Source organism: Aliarcobacter lanthieri (assembly GCF_013201625.1).
In the GTDB taxonomy this organism is placed as follows: domain Bacteria; phylum Campylobacterota; class Campylobacteria; order Campylobacterales; family Arcobacteraceae; genus Aliarcobacter; species Aliarcobacter lanthieri.
Genome location: NZ_CP053839.1, coordinates 1346039 through 1367939, shown reverse-complemented (window position 1 = coordinate 1367939; position 21901 = coordinate 1346039). Strand labels below are relative to the sequence as shown.

Below are 21901 nucleotides of genomic sequence, written 5' to 3'. Positions count from 1 at the left end.
GTTTAATATGAGACATAAGCACGGATATAGAAAGTTAAATAGAACTTCTGCTCATAGAAAAGCATTGTTAAAGAATTTAGCAATTGCTATTATTGAAAGAGAGAAAATCGAAACAACTGTTCCAAAAGCAAAAGAATTAAAAAGATATATTGAAAAATTAGTAACTACTGCTAGAAATGCGGATTTAAATACACATAGATATGTATTTGCTGAATTACAATCTAAAGAAGCTACTAAAAAATTAATTAATGAAATTGCACCAAAATACGAAGGTAGAAATGGTGGATATACTTCAATAATTAAAACAAGAATTAGAAAAGGTGATGCTACACCAATGGCATTCATCTCTTTTATCTAATATATATAGTTAGATACTTCTTCTAAGGGATAGTTTTTCTATCCCTTTTTTTATACCTAAATTTCCCAATTTTTATAAAATCTTTAATTTACCTTTTTTTTATACATTATTTGATATAATCAGTCGTTTACTACACCTAAAAATCATAGGAGAACCAATATATGACGTTGAAAGAAGCACTTAGTTTACAAAGTGATGAAATAGAAAAAATAAGAGACGATTTAGCTTCAAAAATCAAAAATAGTAATATAGGTGCTTATGTTGAGCAATTAGAAAATAAAGATATTAATAAAAGTGGTTCAGGTATTCCAATAGCAATTAAAAATAATATAAATGTTAAAGATTGGGAACTTACGTGTTCAAGTAATATTTTAAGAAGTTATATTGCCCCATATAATGCTACAGTTATTGAAAAATTACAAAATGCTGGATTAAGCCCTTTTGGATTTACAAATATGGATGAATTTGCAATGGGAAGTTCAACTGAATCTTCTTGTCATGGGAAGACTTTAAATCCAGTTGATAGTTCAAGAATTCCTGGTGGAAGTAGTGGTGGAAGTGCTGCAGCTGTTGCTGGTGGATTAGCAATAGCTGCTTTAGGTACTGATACTGGTGGAAGTATTAGACAACCAGCTGCATATTGTGGTTGTGTTGGAATGAAACCAACTTATGGAAGAGTTTCAAGATATGGAATAGTTGCATATTCTTCTTCTCTTGATCAGTGTGGTCCAATAACACAAAATGTTGAAGATGCAGCAATTTTATACGATATTATTGCTGGATATGATGAAAAAGATTCTACAAGTGCAAATATAGAATATGAAAAAGTTACTCCAAAATTAGATGCAAATAGAAAATTTACAATAGCTGTTATTGATAATTTTGTTGATCAAGCAAGTGATGATATAAAAGACGCTTTTACTAAAACAGTTAAAATTTTAGAAGAACAAGGGCATAAAATTATTCACACAAATATGATAGATACAAATAAAATTATTTCAACATATTATATTATTGCAAGTGCAGAAGCTAGTGCAAATTTGGCTAGATTTGATGGAGTTAGATTTGGTACTAGAAAAGGTGATGGTGGATTAAAAGATATGTACGTAGAAACAAAATCTCAAGGTTTTGGATATGAAGTACAAAAAAGAATTATGGTTGGATCATTTGTATTAAGTTCAGGATATTATGATGCTTATTATATAAAAGCACAAAAAGTTAGAAGTCTTATAAAAGCTGAATTTGATAAAATATTTGAAAATGCAGATTTAATTCTTTCACCAGTTGCTCCAACAACTGCTCCTAAATTTGGAGCTTATAGTTCAGCTTTAGATATGTATTTAACAGATTTATATACAATAGCTGTAAATCTAGCTGGATTACCAGCTATTAGCTTACCTGTTGCAAAAGATAAAGAAAATTTACCAATTGGATTACAATTAATAGCTAATAGTTTTGAAGAACAAACTTTATTTGATGGTGCTTTATCTATGGAAAAAGCTGTAAATTATACTAAATAAATAAAATAGGATTTTAAAATGAGAATAAGAAAAAGAGCTTTAACTTTTGAGGATGTGTTGTTAGTTCCTGCTAAATCTGAGATTTTACCAAAAGAGGTTTGTACAAAAACAAAGCTTACAAAAGAAATAGAGTTAAATGTTCCTTTTGTAAGTGCTGCTATGGATACAGTAACAGAGTATCAAGCTGCTATTGCCATGGCAAGACTTGGTGGAATAGGAATAATTCATAAAAATATGGATATTGAATCACAAGTTTTACAATGCCAAAAAGTAAAAAAATCTGAATCAGGTATGATAATAGACCCAATTACGATAAGACCAGCTCAAACACTACAAGATGCAGAAGATATTATGGCAACATATAAAATCTCTGGTGTTCCTGTTGTTGATGAAAATGGAATCTTAGTTGGAATTTTAACAAATAGAGATATGAGATTTACAAAAGATTATAGATTTAAAGCAAATGAAAAAATGACTAAAATGCCTTTAGTTACAGCTAAAGAAGGTACAACTTTAGATGAAGCTGCTGAGATTATGCATCAAAATAAGATAGAAAAACTTCCAATAGTTAATGATAATAACAAACTAATTGGATTAATCACAATAAAAGATATAAATAAAAAAAGAGAATATCCAAATGCTTGTAAAGATGAATTTGGAAGATTAAGAGTTGGTGCTGCTATTGGTGTAAATCAGCTTGATAGAGCAAGAGCATTAGTTGCAGTTGGGGTTGATGTATTAGTTCTTGATTCTGCACATGGACATTCAAAAGGTATATTAGATACTGTTAAAGCTATAAAAGCAGAAATGAATGTACAACTTATAGCTGGAAATGTAGCAACAGCTGAAGCAACAAGAGATTTGATTGCTGCTGGAGCTGATGCTGTTAAAGTTGGAATAGGTCCTGGAAGTATTTGTACAACAAGAATTGTTGCTGGTGTTGGAGTTCCTCAAATGAGTGCTATTGATGAATGTGCTATTGAAGGTGCTAAAACTGGTACGCCAATTATTGCTGATGGTGGTATAAAATATTCTGGAGATGTAGCAAAAGCTTTAGCTGTTGGAGCTAGTTGTGTTATGATGGGAAGTGCATTAGCTGGAACAGATGAGAGTCCAGGTGAAGTTGTACTTTTTCAAGGAAGAAAATTTAAAACTTATAGAGGAATGGGAAGTATTGGAGCTATGACAAAAGGAAGTACTGATAGATATTTCCAAGAAGGAACAGCTGCTGATAAACTTGTACCTGAAGGAATAGAAGGAAGAGTTGCTTATAGAGGAAGTATTTCTGATATTATTCATCAATTTGTTGGTGGATTAAGAAGCTCTATGGGCTATTTAGGAAGTAAAGATATTAAAACTTTCCAAGAAAATGCTGAATTTGTAGAAATAACTAGTGCTGGATTAAGAGAATCTCATGTTCATGATGTAACAATTACAAATGAGGCTCCAAACTATCACGTATAAAAATTTAAGAGTTTAACTCTTAAATTTTTATTCTATCTTATTTAATTTATCTTATTAGATTGCTCTTCAAAAAACTTATTTTCTATATTTGTTAAAACTGTACTTGAAATATTTAGAGTTTCTCTTGCAATATTATGTGTATCTGCAGCAGTTTGAGCATTTTTTTGTGTTTGAATATCTAAATTATTTATAGCATTAGTTATTTGTTCAATTCCCAATTGTTGTTCTTTAGAAGATGTTGCAACATCCTCTAATAAATCTAAAGTTTTTGTTATATTATCATTTAAAATTTTATAATCTTCAATCATATTATTAGCTATATCTTTACCACTATTTGCTTTATTTGTTGCTGTTTCAACTAATTCTTTTATTTGTTTTGCAGCTTCTGCACTTCTACTAGCTAGATTTCTTACTTCTTGCGCAACTACTGCAAATCCTTTACCAACTTCTCCAGCTGTTGCTGCTTCAACAGCAGCATTTAAGCTTAAAATATTTGTTTGAAATGCAATTTGATCAATTACTTCTATTGCTTCTGTAATAGAACTAACTTGAGAATTTATTTCGTCCATTGATTGATTAGTTTTAGTAGCTAAAGATTCACCTTTTTTTACTGAGTCTCTTAAATTTTGTGCATTTTGTGACATTATCATAACATTTTGAGTATTTGAACTAACAGTACTCATAATTTCTTCTAATGCAGCTGCAGTTTCTTCAAGCGAAGTAGCAGCAGTATTTGAAGCAATATTTAATACATCTACATTCTTTAATAAAGAGCTAGCACTATTATTTAAAGTAATTCCATTTTTCTTATTTTCTTTCAACATATCTATAATCGTTTCTCTTAAAATATCAATTTTACAAATAAGTTGTTCTACTGTACTATTTTTATCTACACTACATATATCTAGTTTTTTTATATAGTTCATTGATATATAACCATCTAAAGTATCATTTATTTCTTCAAAATTCAGTTTTAAATTTTTTAGCCCAGCATTTATAGTATCTTTTAAATGAATTAGAGTTTTTGTTGTAGGGTTTACTTTTATTTCTTGATTAAAATAGCCAAGTTCAATTTTTGACATTACATCTTGAACATTATCTAAAAACTCTCTATCACTTAGTAACGTTTGTTGTACTGATGAAATACCTTCATTTATCCTACTTGCCATAGAATTAAATTCATCTTTTGTATCTATTATAATCTTTTCAAGATTATTTGTATTGCCTTTTAAATATTCAAAGAAATTTATAACTCCTTCTTGAAGTTTTGGAAGAGGTGATAATGTATGATAATAAAATATATAAATCCAATAATTGTTATAATTAAAAATACTAAAGAAATTAAAAAGAATTTAATTAAATCTTCATAAATTGGATAGAAAGCTTTTGTTTTATCAATTTGTAGAACTAAAGACCAAGAACTTGTAGGTATTGAAGCTATTGAAGCTAAGACTTTTCTATCATTTGAATATACTTCAGCAAAATTTTGATTAGATGATTTTAATTCTTTAAAGATAGTACTTTCTTTACCTATTAATTCTTCATTTTTATGAACTAAATAATTTCCATCTTTATCAACTAAATAAGCAAAGCCTTCAGCTCCTAAATCTATATTTAAAACAGTATTTACAATATCTTCTAGAAGTAAATCTGAACTTACAACACCAATGAAACTTTTATCTATATTATTTATAATAGGAGAATATATTGAAATAGCTAATTTTTTTGTAGAACTATCTAAGTAAGGTTTTGTAAAACCTGTTTGTAAAGTTTCCTTTGCATCTTTATACCAAGGTCTTGTTCTTGAGTCATAGTTATCTATTTTTGGAGAACTATCTTTACCACTCCATCTTGTCATTAAACCATCTTCTTCATAACCAATATAAACAGAACTAAAGCCTCCTGTATCTTTTGATAAATTTGAGATAGTTCTAATTTTTTCAAGTTCTTCATTTTTATCAAAAATCATAACTTTACTTGACATAGAAAAAATTAGATTTTTCCTAAATTTTAAAAACTCATCTATAATATGTGCTTCTCTTGAAGCTATTCCTATCTCTTTTTCTTTAATATTTGTATATCTTGTTTCATAATTATTTGATAGATTAAAATATCCTAATATAATGTACGTGTACGAAACTGCAATTAGTATTGCAACTGGTACAAATATCTTACTTTTTAATTTCATCATTTCCCCTTTTGTTTTCTAATTTCTTTTTATGTTTTTTGAAGTTATAGTTATATTTGATATCTTTACTTTGTATACAGTCAGATAATTGTATTGACTGAAAATTTATTAGTATATTTTCTAATTTTTTTAAATCTTTATTACAATTCTTTTTCACTATTCTATCTATCCTATTATATTAATAGTAGTATCTTATCTTATCTTTCCATTATGAGCCCAAATTATTTTGATGATATTTGTTTATGAGTATTTTAGAAACCAATTAAAATATTTAATTATTATATTTTGGTAAAAAAGATTTTATATTAAAAAAGGAGATTATTATCTCTCCTTTTTTTAAGAGAAGTTATAAATTAAAAGCTATTTTCTTAACTATTTCATATACATTTTCAATAGATTGTTTATATACAAACTCTTTTTTTGAATGAGGAAATTTTATAGTTGGACCAATAGATGCAATTTTAAGATTTGGTAGTTTATCCTTGAAAATAGCACATTCTAAACCAGCATGAATAGCTTTTAATGATGCATTTGGAGTAAATGTTTTGTAAATATCTAAAACTTTTTCTGTAAATTCGTTTATATCTGGTTTCCAAGCTGGATATTTTCCAAAAGTTTCTACACTAAATCCAATTTTTTCAAGCTCTTTTTTAGTATCATTTTTTAGTTTTTCTAAATTTTCATTATTCATTGATCTAGCACTCAATTCGATTGTAATATCATCTATTGAAGTATTTATAATTGCTAAATTTATAGAGTCTTGAACTACATTTAATTCACTATTTAATTCTCTTACTCCATTTGAAAAATTATAAATAAAATCTACAATACTATCATCATAAATATTTAAATGTTCACTTTTTGTATCTATTTTAATAATATTCATATTTTCATGAGTTTTTTGTGGTATATTTTTTGAAGCAATTATTGCTTTTACATTTGCAGGGATAGAATTTATACGCTCTCCACCATTTATATCAAGAAGTTTTCCATCACATTCTTTGATACTTTGAACAAGAAGTTTGATAGCATTTGGTATATTTTTATTAATATCAACTCCACTGTGTCCACCTTGAAGATTAAAAAGGCTTATTTCATAAAGTTCTAGATTTTCAATATTTGGAACTATTTTTTTATTTGAATTTTTGGCAATAATATCAACTCCACCAGCACAACCAATAAAAATTTCACCTTCATCTTCACTATCAAGATTTAGCATATATTGTGCCTTTATAGGTAAATTTAAACCATTTGCTCCAATAAGTCCTATTTCTTCATCACTTGTAAATAAAAATTCTCCATCAAAATCTTCATACATTAAAGCTATCATATATGAACAACCAATACCATTATCTGCACCTAAAGTAGAATCTAGTGCTTTTAATATTTCATCTTCTTCAACTATTTGTGGTACACAATTATCTTTTAAACAAACGATATCATAGTGAGATTGAAAAACTATTTTTGCTTTTGAATTCTCTTTTTTACATAGAATATTTTTATTTTCATCAATTAGACATAAATATCCAAGTTTTGTAGCTATTTTATTCATATAATTTATAAATGGTTCATGTGTTCCTGAACATCTAGGAATAGCTGTGATTTCTTTAAATATATCTATTACTTTTGACATAATTATTTTCCTTTATAAATAAAAAAGGGCTTGAAAGCCCTTTTATTCAATATTTCTTAAATCTCTATTTCTATAAGCTAATAATATAGCAATAAAGGCTGTTGTAACTGTTACATACGCCCATGTAGGAATAGGAACAGGATCACCTGTTGCATAAGAGTGCATTCCAGATAAATAGAAATTTACTCCTAAATAAGTCATCATAATTGAACTAAATGCTAAAAGAGAAGCAGTTGCTAAAACATAAGGAGTATTTAAAGATTTTACAAATCTTAAGTGAATAACTATTGCATAAACAACTATTGAAACATAAGCCCAAGTCTCTTTTGGATCCCATCCCCAATATCTTCCCCATGATTCATTTGCCCAAACTCCACCAAGAAAGTTTCCTATTGTAATACAAGCTAAACCAATAATTAAAGATATTTCATTTATTGCACTAATATGTTTGATAATATCATCTAAATGAGGTTTGTTTTTTCTGAACATAAACATAATTAAAGTTAAAAACCCTAATATTGCACTAAGTCCAAAGAAACCATAAGAAGCAGTTAAAATAGATACGTGGATAGTTAACCAATATGATTTTAAAACTGGAACTAAATTTGTAATTTGTGGATCAACATCTGTTAAGTGAGCAGTAAACATAAAAATTCCTGCAATTATAACTGCTGCACCTAAAGCCAATAAAGATTTTCTAAAAAATATTACTCCAGCAAAAATAGCTGACCAAGAGATATAAACTAAAGTTTCATATATATCACTCCATGGAGCATGTCCTGATAAGTACCATCTATATCCCATACCAAAAGTTTGTATAGCAAATAAAATTGATAATATAATAAATATAATTTTTGTTGTTTTCTGAGCTTTGAATTCTGGTTTGAATATAATTATAAATGCTAAGACAACCATCACAAGACCTAAAAGCATATATGCACCAGTTAATTTAAAGAATATATCTAATTTATTGAATATGATTTCTGCATTAACTTTTGATTTTGAAGGTTTTATATTATCTCCAACTTTATCTTGATATAAAGCTATCATATCTATATAGTTATTCGCACTTTCCCAATCACTTTCAACTAAAGAGTTCATTAATCCTCTAATTACAGAGTTTATAGCTGCTTGATTTTGTCCAGTAAATTCTTGCATAGCTTCTATTGGAGAATACCATTTAAAGTTATCATCAGGGCTATGTTCATCATAAACTCTTGGAAAAATATTTAATAAAGCACCATTAAAAACAGAATAAATAATATTTAATTTTTCTTCAACTTTTATGATATCCTTTTCATAAGTTCCACGTTCAATTGGTTTTGTTTGGAATGCTTTTTCAGATTCACTAGTTAAAATATATTCACCTTTTTCATCAAAAGCTTCTGAAAAAGACATATATTGCTCTTTTTCATCAATTCCTAAGAATTTTTTTAATTTTGGAGTTTGGATTTTTATAATTTTTACATCTTTCCAAACATCAGGACGAGAAAGCATTCCTAATATTATTTGATCTGAATTCATACCTAAAAATGATGCACTTCCACTTAGCTTTTGAACAATCTCTCGATTTAAAGTTGCTAATGGTTTCATTCTTCCACCACTACTTTGTACAATTAAATGTCCGAATTTATCTGCTGTTAAATTAGATTCATCTTTTAATTTATTTAGATAATCAACTGTTATATTGATTCTATCTACATCTCCTTGTTCTGTTGGTTCAACTGCTTGTAGAGGTGAACCTAAGCTAATACAGAGTGCTAAAACAAATATAGCTATGTTTTTATCACCTACATATTTTATAAGTTTCCTAAATCTTGATTTTTTATCAAAGAAGTTTAAAACTAATCCTAAAGTAAGTAAAAAATATCCAAAATATGTTGGCCATTTACCTGGGTCATTATTTACAGATAGTACTGTTCCTGACTCATCTGGAAAATATGAACTTTGGAAAAATAAAAAATTCCCTTCACTTAAAGTTCTATTCATAAAGATTCTATAGTCATAAGTTTTTTCATCTTTTATAACTGTAACTTCACTAGCATAAGATGATGGAGCCATACTTCCAGGATATCTATCTAATTGAAATTCATTTAATCTTATTGAAAATGGTAATTCAATAAATTTTGAACCATATTCTAAGATAACTGTATATTTATCAAATTGTAGTTCTCTTGGTATCCCTATTTGTCCTCTTTGCCCTGGAACACGAATAAACTCTTTTTTATCATTTAAACTAACTTCAAGGCTAAGTAATCCCATACTAGCTTGTTCTTTTTTTTCAAATTGGAAGTTTTTATAATCTAAAATTAATTTGTTATTATCAAAAGATATTGTGTGAGAGAAGTTATTTATTTCAGGAAGTAATGAAGTGAATTCTTTTTGATATTCTTCATAAGCAATTACTCTCTCACCATCTTTTACTGTTACTTGTAAATAAGGATCTAGTGAAATCATTTGATTTGTTGTATCACCTTCTGGTATTTGCATAACACCTTCATATCCAACATACCTAGTAATTATTGCACCTACTAAGATAACTACAAATGAGAAGTGAAATAGAAACCTAGGAAGATTCTTCCACATTTTAAATCTATAGATTATTCCTATTAGATTTATAGTAGTTAAAACCATAATAATTTCATACCAAAGATTATTATATACTAAAACTCTAGCTGATGATGTACCATAATCATTTTCTATGAATGTAGCAACTCCAGCTCCCATACCCAAAATAGCCAGTAATAGCAGGGTGGTTTTAAAAGAGAACAAAATATTTTTTAAATTCAAAAAGTATCCTTTGTTAGATTTTTACGAGATTTTATAACTAATAGATTAATTATATGTTAATAGACTATCATTATATGTTGGTGTTTAAAGATATTGGTGTGTCAATTTTGTACAAAATATAAATATTCATTGTCTAAAAAAGTAGTTTTTTTATCTCTATTACTTTTTATATATTTAGAATATTTTTCACTTGTTATATTTATACTTTTATGACCTAGCATCTGAGAAACCCAAAATATATCTTCTTTGTTAGATAGCATATTACTAGCAAAACTATGCCTGGTTTGATAAATGCTTCTATATTCTAACTTACATTTTTCTAATATTTTTTTCCAATATAATATAAGTGAGGAACTATTATATAACTTTTTGTTTTTATAACCTTTTAAAACAAACAAACTTTCACTTAGTCCAGTTATCTTTCTTTGTTCTTTTAAAAAAGTTTCGCATTGTATAAGCATATCTATTGTTCTGTAACTACTCCTAGTTTTAGGAGTTTTCGTTAATCCCATAGTTCTAGTTTTCGTTATAGATATAGTATTCTCTTCAAAATTTATATCTTTCCACTCTAAAGCTAGAATTTCACCAGTTCTTGCACCAGTAAAAAATGCAATACCTAAAAAGTTTTTAAACCAACCATCAGCATTATCTAAAATTAGTTTTATTTCTTGTAAATTAAAAGGTTTTATTTCATAATCACTTTTTAAAGTAGGGAAGCTAACTATAAAAGGGCTTGTTTTTATATATCCATCTATAATGGCATTTTCAAAAGCTGGTTTTAAAATTCCAGCTACACAAGTATTTAATGTACTTCTATCTTTAAAAGTTTTATACCATTCTTTTAACATAAAAGGGCTTATCTCATGTGGATATTTTTTATCAAAAAAAGGTATAATCCTACTTGAAAATAAACCATAGTAGGTATTTATTGTCGTTGGTTGAAGTCTTTTTTCTTTCTCAATCAAGACTTCTTCACAAAATTCAATTATAGTCTTACCTTTATTTTTAACATTAAATTTTTCATAGAACTCATCATTTTTATAATGGTTTTCTAGTAGTTTACGATTTTCTTTTGTATCTTTCAAACCGCTACTTTTACGAACACCATTAACATAGATGTATAAAATCCCGTTTCTATTGTAAAGTTTCATTTTGTTTTGTCCTTTTTGAACTCTTCAATAGCACCGCTTACATATTTTATTATAGATTTTCTTCCCTTTATTTCTCTATAATAGTGATAACCTTCTTTAAAAGTACCTTCTTTTATATATTTAGATATTGTACTATCTGAAATATTTAAATATTTCATAACTCCATTTCTTCTACTCAAATCATATTTAGGTTTTAAATGTTGTTTTAATTCGTGTATATCTTTTTTAAGATTTTGCATTTCTTCAAGAACTTTTGGAATTAAATTTATTGTACTAATATCAACTAAACTCATTATATTCTCCTAAAATTGGAGTATATAAAGCAGGATTAATATAATCTTCTTGTAAAAAACCTCTTTTTATCATTTCATTTTTTGTAATTCCAAAATGAATTAAATTTATATTATCTATATTTTTGTTTAATATATTGAAATAATTATTTAGTTGATAATCTTAAAGTAAAGATGGAATAACTGGCATTAAAATGAATTTATTCATTTTTTTTGAATAAATATATTTTTCAAAATCTGATACAAATGCTATTAAATTTGTTTTAAATTCTTTTTTAGAATATTTTAAAGATATTATTTTATCTTTTTTTATTCTACTCCTTAATATTAAATCTGTATTTTTCTGCCATATATTTATTTCTTCTATTTCACCAGTTGATTTATTATAAAACATATAATTATAAGTTGTATCATCAAATAACCTAAGAATATTCTTTTCTTTTAATAGTTTTGAAATTTCTAAATAGTCATCTTGATATTTATCTTTAAAAAAATATCTAATTTTTCTATAAACCATTAAAGGGGCTAAAGTTCTTGAACAAGAAAATCGCCTTACATTATTTTTTATATACCAATACCAAGCTTTATTCTTTGAGTTATTCTCATTCTTAAAAGTTTTAGTTATATATTTCATTAAATAGGATATAGCCCCTTTAACATTGTAAAATGTATATCTAAAATCTAAGCTTTTTACATTATTACCCCATCTTACTTTATTTGTAAAATATTCATAAAATTTTTGTTTTACTTCTAAAATATAGTGATTAGGTAAAAATAGCATTATATGAGTATGTGGAACTCCACTCTTATGTGGCTCATTTACTCTAAAATAAGTTAGACTTTCTCCTAACTCTTTTCTTAGTTTTTGAAAAACTTGTATATTAGTAAATTTATTAAAAGTTTGAGTTAAGTCTTTTGCAGTTTGATTTGGAGATAATATGAGTTTTCTATTTTTATCAGTTTGATGATATTTACTAGGTGCAGTAATAGTACAAAAAACTGGTTTTAACTTTTTTTCATTTGCATATTTGAAAATACTATTTATTCTATTATTCATTTCTGCAAAATATTTATTAGGATTTAAATTTGCTGAATATGTAAAATCTAAAATAGACTTTTGTTCATTTTCAATTCCAAAATTAAAAAACATATTTTTTATATATTTTTCTTGTTTTATGAGTTTACTATCTATACTAGTAAAATCATCTTGTGATAATCCATACATTTTTATTCCTTTTAATTTATGTAGTAACTTTTTTAAAAGTAATCAAGGGCTTTTGACAATCGCTCCGTAACCTACACGATTAAGTCAAAAAAGCCTTTTTACTTCTGTACTCTGTAACAAACGGATTAAAATATTATTGTGTAAATAACTAAAAAACCGTTTGTTTGCTCATTTTTTATAAATAAAAAATTGAGCCTTTAAAAATAACTTTTGATTTGTTTGTATGAATTATCGACCTACACAAAAATTTGTTGCGACATATATTAAGACTTAATCGATTTATATAAATATTTCTTATACGACTAATTTAATAATTATAATTAAATTTATTAGTATTGTCAATATGTAATATAAATAATTGTATGTACACACTGTACAAAGTGTGTTAAATTTGTACAAAAGAATAGAATATTAAACCATATATTTAAAATTTTAAATAAAATAAGAATGTCTGTAAGAGTGCTATTAAAGGCTTTTGTTAGTTTGTTTAATATGTTTTAATCATTTGCTTTTCTAATTATATGTTAATGGAATGGTATCCAATAGAAGTTTAATCTTGAAAGATAGATAACTAATGATTTTAAAATGGTAATAAGTACCCAAAGGGGTACTATCTTTTATTAATATTAAAAGATAATATTTTTCCAAATATAAAAATTAGAAGGATACTCATGTCAACTCAAGCTGGAAAAGTACAATTTATAGAGAATGGAAAGTTCTTAGTAAAAGATAAAAATGATAATATAAATGAGTTAAAAGTAGGGGATATTATATTTGAAGATGACACAGTTTATGGAGTTGATTCAAATTCAAGTTCTGCTAAGATAGAAATAGTTTTAGATGGAAATGATGTAATTGTTTTATCTGAAGGTCAAAAACAATTAATAGATAGCTCTTTAATAGAAACAGCATTTGGAAATGAAGAGTTGTTTTTTACAAGAGAAGGAATAGAACAAATTTTAGATACATATAAAAATAGTACTGATGTTTGGAGTGATTTAACAGATGCCAATTTTGATGGTTTTCTAGATATAACTGAAGAAGAAACAACAGCCGGTGAAGAAGATGAAGAAATTGAAGAAGGAAGTATCGGTACTTTTGCAAATAGAGATGGAGATATTGTAGATGTTATAAGTGATCTAAGAAAAAAATTTTGGGTAAAAACTCAAACTTATAAAGAGGTAGAAAAAGGAGATGAATATGATTCTTTAAATTCAAAACCTTTAGGAAATAATAATCCAGGTGATAGACCAATTACTACACCAGGTGAAAATGTAACTCCACCAACAGTAACTCCACCAACAGTAACTCCACCAACATCTATTCACCCTGCAAATTTGAGTATTGATGATGTAACTATGTATGAACAAGATGGATATATGGTATTTACTGTAGCTTTAGATGGACCAGCATCTGGGAATATTTCTGTAGACTTTGCTACAAGTAATATTACAGCTGAGGATGGTAAAGATTATGTCCATTCTACAGGAGTTGTTACAATTTTAAGTGGTAGTTCTGTAGGAGAAATAAAAATTCCTATAAAAGATGATTACTATTATGAAAAAAGTGAACAATTTAAAGTAACTTTAACAAATCCAATTGGAAATGTAAATATAGTAAAATCAGAGGGAATAGGGACTATCTTAGATAATCCTTTAGCAAATAATAACCCTCTTGATCCAAATAAACCTGATAGTGCATATGGAACTTATGGAGAAGAAGATACTGTATTTGTACTTGTTAGTGGTGATAAAATTGTAAATGAAGGTGATATAGCAAAATATATAGTTCAAATTGTAGATAAAGATGGAAAAGAAGTAATTGTAACAAAAGATACAAAAGTAACAGTAGTATACAAAAATATAACAACTTCAAATGATGATACAGAGTATAAAGATGGTGAATATATAAAAGAAGATATTATCATTAAAGAGGGAACTTCAAAATCACAAATTTTTGAAGTAAAGACATTAGATGATTATGTAGCAGATAATGGAGAAAATTTTAGTATTGAGATAGCAGGGGTAGAATCAACTGGTGAATTCGAAAATATAAAAATTGGAGATAAAAATGGAAATCAAAAATATGTAACAACAACAATATTAGATAATACAACAACAAAAAATGCAGATATTGTTTCGGGTGGTTCGGATACAAATAGTATTACTTATGGAGCAGAAGATACAGTATATGCAGTAATTACAGCAAATAAATCTTCAGTAGTTGAAGGTGAAGTAGTTACATACACAGTTAAACTTGTTGATTATAAAGGAAATGAAGTAAAAGTTTCAAATCCTACAGATGTAACTATTAAATTTTCTGGTTCAACAACAAATCCAGCTGATTTAAAAGATTTATTGAAAATTAATGGTATAGAAGTTACTGACACTACAAAAGATACTTTTACTATTGAAATTCCCAAAGATAAATCATCTATAGATTTCACAATTGAAACAAAAGATGATGTTTATACAGAAGGGAAAGAAAGTTATACATTAAAAATAGAAGATATAGATACTAATGAATTTGAAAATATTAAATTCAATGAATATACAGGATTAGACACTATAAAAGTACCAAATCCATCAAATACTACAACTACAGAAATAAATGATAATGGTACAGAAGTAAAAATTCTACTTGTTGCTGTAACTTCTTCTGCAATTACAATTGCAGATATTACTGATAGCAATGGAAAATTAGTATACAATGATAACAATATAACTCCTGAAAGTGGTAAATTGTACTATGTAGCAGTTGCTGTTGATAAAGACAATAATGTACTTATACAAGATGGTAAAGTAAAAGTTTCAACATATGATGTAGCTGATGGTGCAAAAGGTGGAAATTCTGTTAAACCTCAACTTGATGGAAGTGAAGATTATCAATATTTAAAAGACAAAGAAGTATCTCTTGGAGAAGTATTTGACGTACAAACAAATGATGATTATGTAAGAGATAATAATGAAATATTTACTGTAAAAATAGATTCTATCATAGATGGAAGTAAATATGAAAACCCATCTATAGATACAACAAGAGATACAGTAACTTCAACTATTACAGATAATGATCCAACAACAAATGCACCTATTAGTGAAAATCCAACAGTAGATGGACAAGGATATGGAAAAGAAGATACGGTATATGTAAAAATTATAAATAATGCTGAAACTGTAGAAGGTTGGGATTTAGTTCATCATATACAACTTGTAGATAAAAATGGAGATCCAGTAATAATTCCTGATGGAGAAGAAATAACTGTAACATTACAATATACTTCAACAACAGGAACTGTAGAAAATGCTGATTTCTCAAATATAAGACTAGAAACTGTAAAAATAACATCATCTACACCAAAAGATGAAAATGGTATTTATAAATTACCAATTACAAATAAAACAATTGATGATTTTACTTCTGAAGGAGATGAAGTTTATACATTAACTATCACAAATGTAGCTCAAAAAGATGGCAAATTTGAGAATATTGCTATTGGTAATCCAAACGGTGCTGAAAGATCAGTAACTGGAACTATAAAAGATGGTATTACGTTAGGAAATCCTGTAGATACAATAGTTTATGAAGATGGATTAAATAATTCTTCAGATGATAGAGAGGACTCTAAAGATAATTCTTTGGGTATTAAAAATCCAAATAATGGTACATATACAGTATCTTTTGATAAATCTATTATAACTTCTACTGAGAAAAGTAATGGACAAGACATTACTTATAGCTATAACGAAAGTGGAACAATATTAACAGCAAAAAGAACAGATGGAAAAACAGTATTTACAGTAGAACTTAAAAAAGATGGCAGTGGAAATGATGTATATGATTTTAAACTTTTAGAAACAATGGATCATATTAAACCAACTAATGATGAAAGTTTTGTTTTACCATTCCAATTTAATGTAACATCAAATGGAACAACATCGGTGAATAAAACTTTTAATGTAACAGTAGTAGATTCTGTACCTGTAGCACAACCTATAACAGTAAGTACAAATGAAGATACAGATACAACTATTAGACTTTCAAATGAAGCATTTAAAGATGGAACTATTAAAATTAATGGTATTGATCTTGCAAAAGGTGCAGAAATTGATATTTATGAACCATCGGATACGAATAAAGAATATCCTATTGGAAAACTTTTAAATCATGGAGATGGTACAGTAAAATTCACTCCATCACCTGATTATAGTAATTATGATTTTACAAAAAGCCCACAGTTCTCATATACAGTAACAGATTTTGATGGAGATGAAGCAACAGCAACAGTTACAGTAAATGTAAAACCAGTAGCTGATGCACCAACTATTTTTGTAAAGAATGTAGAAACTTATGAGGATAATAAAAATACTCAAGAAGGTACAAATAAAGTAGCTTTAGAACTTAAAGTACCAAGTTTATCAAAAGATCAAGTAGATAAAAATGGAGCTAATGGAGATCATCCTGAAAGAAATGGGGAAATAACTCTTACATTTACAAATGGTTCAGCTATAAATGGTGCAAAACTATATAGTGAAAATGATGAAGTTTTAACTATTTCATCAAATAATCAAGAAATAAAAATTGTAATAGTAAAAACTTCAGGTGGAACAGATATAGATACATCTTATCATCATAGTGGAACACTACCAGCAAAAGGTGGAAATGTTTTATATCTTACAAGAACAGAGTATGAAAACTTAAAAATCCAACATGCAGAAGATAATGATACAGATATAAAAATTACTATAAAAGTAACATCTTATGAGTTAGATGATGACAATAAACCATTGATTGGAGAAGATGAGTATAAATCAGAAACATCAGCAGATATGACAGTAAATATTCTACCAGTTACAGATAATATATCTATAAAATGGGACAATAACTCAAATGGAACTATAAGTAATGCAGATAAAACATATACGTTTACAGATGTAAATAAACAAAAAGATACTGTATTAAATATCAAAAATATTTTATCTCCTACAAGTGGAGCTTTAAATGGAGATGGTGGAACAAAAGGTGATTTAGATGGAAGTGAAAAAAGAACTTATGAAATCACAGGTTTACCACAAGGCACAGTTGTAACTATTGGTGGACAAAGTTACACAGTAACAGCAAGTGATAATGGAAAAGCTACAATAGTATTTAATGATGCAAACAATAAAAATGCTGATCCTGATTTTAGTATAAAATTCCCAGAATACTATGCAGGAACTGTAAATGGAACTATCACTTTAAAAGTACAAGACAAAGGAGTAGAAGAGATTTCTGATAGCAGTAAATGGGGGGATATAAAAACAGACTCTGTAAACTTTAAGATAAATGTAAATCCAGTTGTTATAAGTGATCCATCAAATCAAACTATTCAAATAGCACAAGCTATTGGAAATGAAGATGCAGGAAGAGAAAATAACAATAAATTAAATACAACAGGAGGAGCTGTTTCAAGTAGTGGAAATATTACAGACCCAACAAAAGGTTTAAAATTAAATATTGAACCAAAAGGTTCAAATTTAGTGGCAAAAGGTGAAACTGCAACTATTTTCATAGATAAAGTACCAGTTGGTGGAAGTTTGTATATATTTGATAATAGTACAAAAAATTATAAATTAATTGGTGTTGAAAATGGACAAGTTATTGAATATACAAAAAATGGTAGTGAATGGACAACAAAAACAGTTTTAACAGATGGAAAAACTGGGAATATTTCTGTATCTTTAAATGGTGATGGTACTTATAAAGTAGAGATATTAGATTATCAAAACTCAAAACTACCAACATTTATACCACCACACAATGATGATAAAGATTATACTTTCAAAATAAGTGGAGAAAAAGTATCAAGTGCTATAATAGATGGACAAACTATAATTAGTAAAGAACAATACAATAGTGGAAATCCTCTTGATATGAGTGTAATAGTAAAGAATATTGCAGATGAGCCTATAAATACTGAACTTGTAGATAGTGATGATAAAGTTGTAACTATTGGTGGAACAAAATATATCAAGGCTATAGAAGATGAGGTGTTTTATCTAAAAGATATTTATAAAAATACTCCAAGTTCATATGACAATGATGGTTCAGAAGTTCTATCTATTAAAATCACTCTTCCTTCTGGTGTTACTATGGTAGATGGTGCAACATATAGGGTATATGGAAATGAGTATGTAATAAAATCTACAGATTTAGACAAAATTAAATTACAATTTGATAAAAACTTTAGTGGAACATTAGGAGATATAAAATTAAAATATATTACAACAGAACAGTCTGGAGAAAATAGTAGTAAAACACACTTTGAGCAAACTGTTAAATTGTTTGTATCACCTGTCGCAGAGGCTGAAATTTCTAAATCTACAACAGGAAATGAAGATAGCATATTTAAAGTTGATTTTGATATTGCTCATAAAAATGGAGATAATGATGAAACTTTAGAGAGTATTATGATAAAAGCTTCTGATATTTTATCTAAAGATTTCACTTTATATATTGGAAATGGTGAAGATAAAGTAGCAGTAACAACTTTAATACAAAATGTAGATGGATATTATGAATTAACAAAAGCTCAATGGGAAAATATATATGCACTAAATACAACAGAACATACTCATGGAAACTACAAATTTGATGTAAAATATATCGTAAAAGATACAGCGAATGGAGTATCTGATACAAAAACATCAAACTTTGATTATGAGTTAAATATTAAAGCTGTTACAGATATACCTAAATTGACTCTAGATACTATAACTACTGTAGACAATTCAAAAGTAACTATTACAGATAAAACTGTAACTATAAAAGAACCTAGTGCAGAATTTAAAGTATCTTTTAAAACTACAAGTGATGACAAAGATGGTAGTGAAACTGTACAAGAAATAGTTATAAGTGGTGTACCTCAAGGAGTAGAAGTTATTGGTGCTACATATTATGGATACAATGGAAGCCCACACAATGGTATTTGGGTTATAAATAATCCAACTGATAAAGCACTTAATATAGATGGTGCTTCATCAGAAATTACTTTTAAAGTACATCCTGGTTCAAACTTTGAAGATAGAGATATAAAAATCACAACTTATACAAAGGATAGTGGAGATGCAGAAGTAAAGAGTGATTCACAAACTATAAAAATTGAAAAAGGACACGATTATACTCCAGGAACTGGACATGGAACTCCACCACTATTTAATTTAAGTACACAACCAACAACTATCTATGAAGACAATGATAGTGATCCAAAAACTGATGGAAAACAAGATGAATATAATCTAGGAAAATCAATAGTTGTAACTGCTGAAAATGGACATCCAGACAATGGAAATTATGCTATAACAATAACAGATTTTCCTACTGGAACAGTTGTAACTGGATATGATTACTCTTATGTTGAAGGTGGAAAAACTTTCTATGTAGTTGTAGGAAATGGAAATGCAGCAGATATTATGACTAAACTATCAAATGTTATAGTAACTCCACCAAAAGATATGAATACAGGTGGAGATATAAATGGAAAGATGACATTTAGTGCAATGATTTCTACTTGGGATGGTGGTACATTTAAAGAGGGTACACCAATAAATAATCATCAAAATGATATTACACCTGTAACAGACCCTATGACTGTAACTATTACAGCAAATAATATAAATGAAGATGGAACAAGTATTATAAATATAAATCTATCAAATCCAAGTGATGGTACTAAAACAGTGCTAGGAAATACTATTAATATAACTATTATTGAAACTTGGAAAGATATAGTAGATGGTGGTGGGACTAATGGAACATTTACTGTACCAGCTGGGTATATAATTTCATCTACATCTACTGATTCAAATGGGAATACTGTGTATAGTATTCAAAAGAGCGATAAGTCTGTTTTTTCAGTTGGAGATATAGATGGATTAACATATAAATCAGCAAATAATAGAGATGGTGAAGTGAAGTTTGAAGTAAGTGTACAAAATAACGAAATAGGAAGCACTGTAACTTTAGACTCAAAAGGAGATAAAACTATTACTGTAACTCCCGTTATTGATACAAATTTAGATGCTAGTACAGTTGTAGCAACAGGAACAGAAGATTTAGCTATTGCAGGACTTGCAAATCCAATAAAAATAACAATTACAGATGGAACTGTTCCACTAGTAATAACAGATAAATCTGAAACTCTAGGAAATATAGTATTAGATAAAATACCAAATGGTATGACAGTTTGGTATATGGATGGCACAACTTTAAAAATGGCTACAAATATTGGAACTTCAACTGGAAACTATACTTTAAATCCAAATGGGGATAAAGTAAATGTAGGGGTAAATAAATGGTTAATCCCAACAAATGGAAGTAATACAATCCCTGAAATATATGTAAACGCTCCAGAAAACTGGGCAGGAACTTTTAATTTTGATGTTAGTCTATCTATATATGAGCAAAATTTATCAACTCCTATTGAAAAAACTATAAATTCTACTGGAAAAATAGAATCTGTTGCAGATGGTTTTGAAAGTATTAGTGGTACAAAAGCTACTAAAAATGTATTCCAGTGGGCAGATCTACAACTAAATGCAAATATGAAAGATGTTGATGGTAGTGAGGTTATGAATCTTGAACTTAATGGACTGAGTTCAAATGCACAGTTTAAATTAAAAGATGGAAGCTTAACAAATCAAGCAGTTTGGGATGGCTCTAAATGGACAATTTCAGGTATAAAAGTAGATGATATAAATAAAATCCAATTTATGGATACAAAAGCTACTACTAGTGTAACTGCAAAAGCTTGGACACAAGAACTAGATGAAAGTGGGAATCCTCTAACTGGTACTAACTATGAGTCAAATAAAGTTGATATATCTGGAGATCTTGTAGAAATAAAATCTATTTCTGGAACATTTACTTTTGATAAAGAGCTTAATATGAACTTTGATAATATTGGAGATATAAAAACTGGAGAAAATTATAATATTGGATTAAAAGATATAACAACTATCAATTTGGGTTCTAATAATGGTGCTAAAAATGAACTGCTAAACTTAACGCTAAAAGATGTTTTAGATATGGGTAAAAAAGAAAATGGAGAGATAAATATTACAATTTTAGGTGGTGGAAATGGAACTAATAAGGATAAGGTGACATTTGCAGATGATAATCAATGGCTGAAATCATCTGAAATTACTAATGGATATTATGAATATACGAATACATTAGATCCGACTGTTAAAGTAAAAGTTCAGCAAGAAATTGAACAACCATTATAAATAAAAAGAGAGTAAA

11 protein-coding genes are annotated in these 21901 nt (G+C 27.6%); 4 read left to right on the top strand and 7 right to left on the bottom strand.

Annotation, left to right across the window (positions count from 1 at the left end; all coding sequences use genetic code 11):
* Window positions 1-7: 7 nt before the first annotated feature.
* The 3 genes from rplQ to guaB all read left to right on the top strand — a co-directional run bounded on the left by rplQ (window position 8) and on the right by guaB (window position 3342).
* A complete protein-coding gene (gene rplQ / locus ALANTH_RS06890; RefSeq protein ID WP_026804481.1) occupies window positions 8-358 on the top strand; it encodes a 50S ribosomal protein L17 in 351 nt (116 codons plus the stop codon).
* A 161-nt stretch (window positions 359-519) separates the two neighbouring features.
* Complete coding sequence (gene gatA, locus ALANTH_RS06885; protein WP_026807864.1) at window positions 520-1878, top strand: Asp-tRNA(Asn)/Glu-tRNA(Gln) amidotransferase subunit GatA; 1359 nt, start codon at window positions 520-522, stop codon at window positions 1876-1878.
* An 18-nt stretch (window positions 1879-1896) separates the two neighbouring features.
* Window positions 1897-3342 (top strand): IMP dehydrogenase, encoded by a 1446-nt coding sequence (gene guaB / locus ALANTH_RS06880; protein ID WP_026807863.1) that lies wholly within the window; start codon window positions 1897-1899, stop codon window positions 3340-3342.
* Window positions 3343-3383: 41 nt separating this feature from the next.
* Here guaB and ALANTH_RS11555 read toward each other — a convergent pair whose 3' ends face one another.
* The 7 genes from ALANTH_RS11555 to ALANTH_RS06845 form a co-directional block, all read right to left on the bottom strand.
* Window positions 3384-4511 (bottom strand): methyl-accepting chemotaxis protein, encoded by a 1128-nt coding sequence (locus tag ALANTH_RS11555; protein ID WP_051583633.1) that lies wholly within the window; start codon window positions 4509-4511, stop codon window positions 3384-3386.
* Window positions 4512-4588: 77 nt separating this feature from the next.
* Window positions 4589-5530, bottom strand: a complete 942-nt coding sequence (locus ALANTH_RS06870; RefSeq protein WP_051583632.1) for a cache domain-containing protein — start codon at window positions 5528-5530, stop codon at window positions 4589-4591.
* A 346-nt stretch (window positions 5531-5876) separates the two neighbouring features.
* Window positions 5877-7163, bottom strand: a complete 1287-nt coding sequence (locus ALANTH_RS06865; RefSeq protein ID WP_026807862.1) for a zinc-binding metallopeptidase family protein — start codon at window positions 7161-7163, stop codon at window positions 5877-5879.
* 42 nt (window positions 7164-7205) lie between these two features.
* Entirely contained in the window at window positions 7206-9953 is a 2748-nt protein-coding gene (gene ccsA, locus ALANTH_RS06860; protein WP_026807861.1) for a cytochrome c biogenesis protein CcsA, read from the bottom strand.
* Between the two features lie 101 nt (window positions 9954-10054).
* Window positions 10055-11038: a site-specific integrase gene (locus tag ALANTH_RS06855; protein WP_162175247.1), complete on the bottom strand. Its 984-nt coding sequence runs from the start codon at window positions 11036-11038 to the stop codon at window positions 10055-10057.
* Between the two features lie 62 nt (window positions 11039-11100).
* Window positions 11101-11397 (bottom strand): hypothetical protein, encoded by a 297-nt coding sequence (locus ALANTH_RS06850; RefSeq protein ID WP_026804475.1) that lies wholly within the window; start codon window positions 11395-11397, stop codon window positions 11101-11103.
* 160 nt (window positions 11398-11557) lie between these two features.
* A complete protein-coding gene (locus tag ALANTH_RS06845; RefSeq protein WP_026807860.1) occupies window positions 11558-12619 on the bottom strand; it encodes a replication endonuclease in 1062 nt (353 codons plus the stop codon).
* A gap of 671 nt (window positions 12620-13290) precedes the next feature.
* Between ALANTH_RS06845 and ALANTH_RS06840 the strand changes: the two genes are divergently transcribed.
* On the top strand, window positions 13291-21885 hold the full coding sequence (locus ALANTH_RS06840) for a Calx-beta domain-containing protein (protein ID WP_026807859.1): 8595 nt from the start codon (window positions 13291-13293) through the stop codon (window positions 21883-21885).
* The last annotated feature ends 16 nt before the right edge of the window (window positions 21886-21901 follow it).

Bases quoted from the DNA above. Each gene is read 5' to 3' on its own strand.
- rplQ (WP_026804481.1), top strand. From the start codon at position 8: ATGAGACATAAGCACGGATATAGAAAGTTAAATAGAACTTCTGCTCAT.
- ALANTH_RS06870 (WP_051583632.1), bottom strand. From the start codon at position 5,530: ATGAAATTAAAAAGTAAGATATTTGTACCAGTTGCAATACTAATTGCA.
- ALANTH_RS11555 (WP_051583633.1), bottom strand. From the start codon at position 4,511: ATGGCAAGTAGGATAAATGAAGGTATTTCATCAGTACAACAAACGTTA.
- gatA (WP_026807864.1), top strand. From the start codon at position 520: ATGACGTTGAAAGAAGCACTTAGTTTACAAAGTGATGAAATAGAAAAA.
- guaB (WP_026807863.1), top strand. From the start codon at position 1,897: ATGAGAATAAGAAAAAGAGCTTTAACTTTTGAGGATGTGTTGTTAGTT.
- ALANTH_RS06850 (WP_026804475.1), bottom strand. From the start codon at position 11,397: ATGAGTTTAGTTGATATTAGTACAATAAATTTAATTCCAAAAGTTCTT.
- ALANTH_RS06845 (WP_026807860.1), bottom strand. From the start codon at position 12,619: ATGTATGGATTATCACAAGATGATTTTACTAGTATAGATAGTAAACTC.
- ALANTH_RS06865 (WP_026807862.1), bottom strand. From the start codon at position 7,163: ATGTCAAAAGTAATAGATATATTTAAAGAAATCACAGCTATTCCTAGA.
- ALANTH_RS06840 (WP_026807859.1), top strand. From the start codon at position 13,291: ATGTCAACTCAAGCTGGAAAAGTACAATTTATAGAGAATGGAAAGTTC.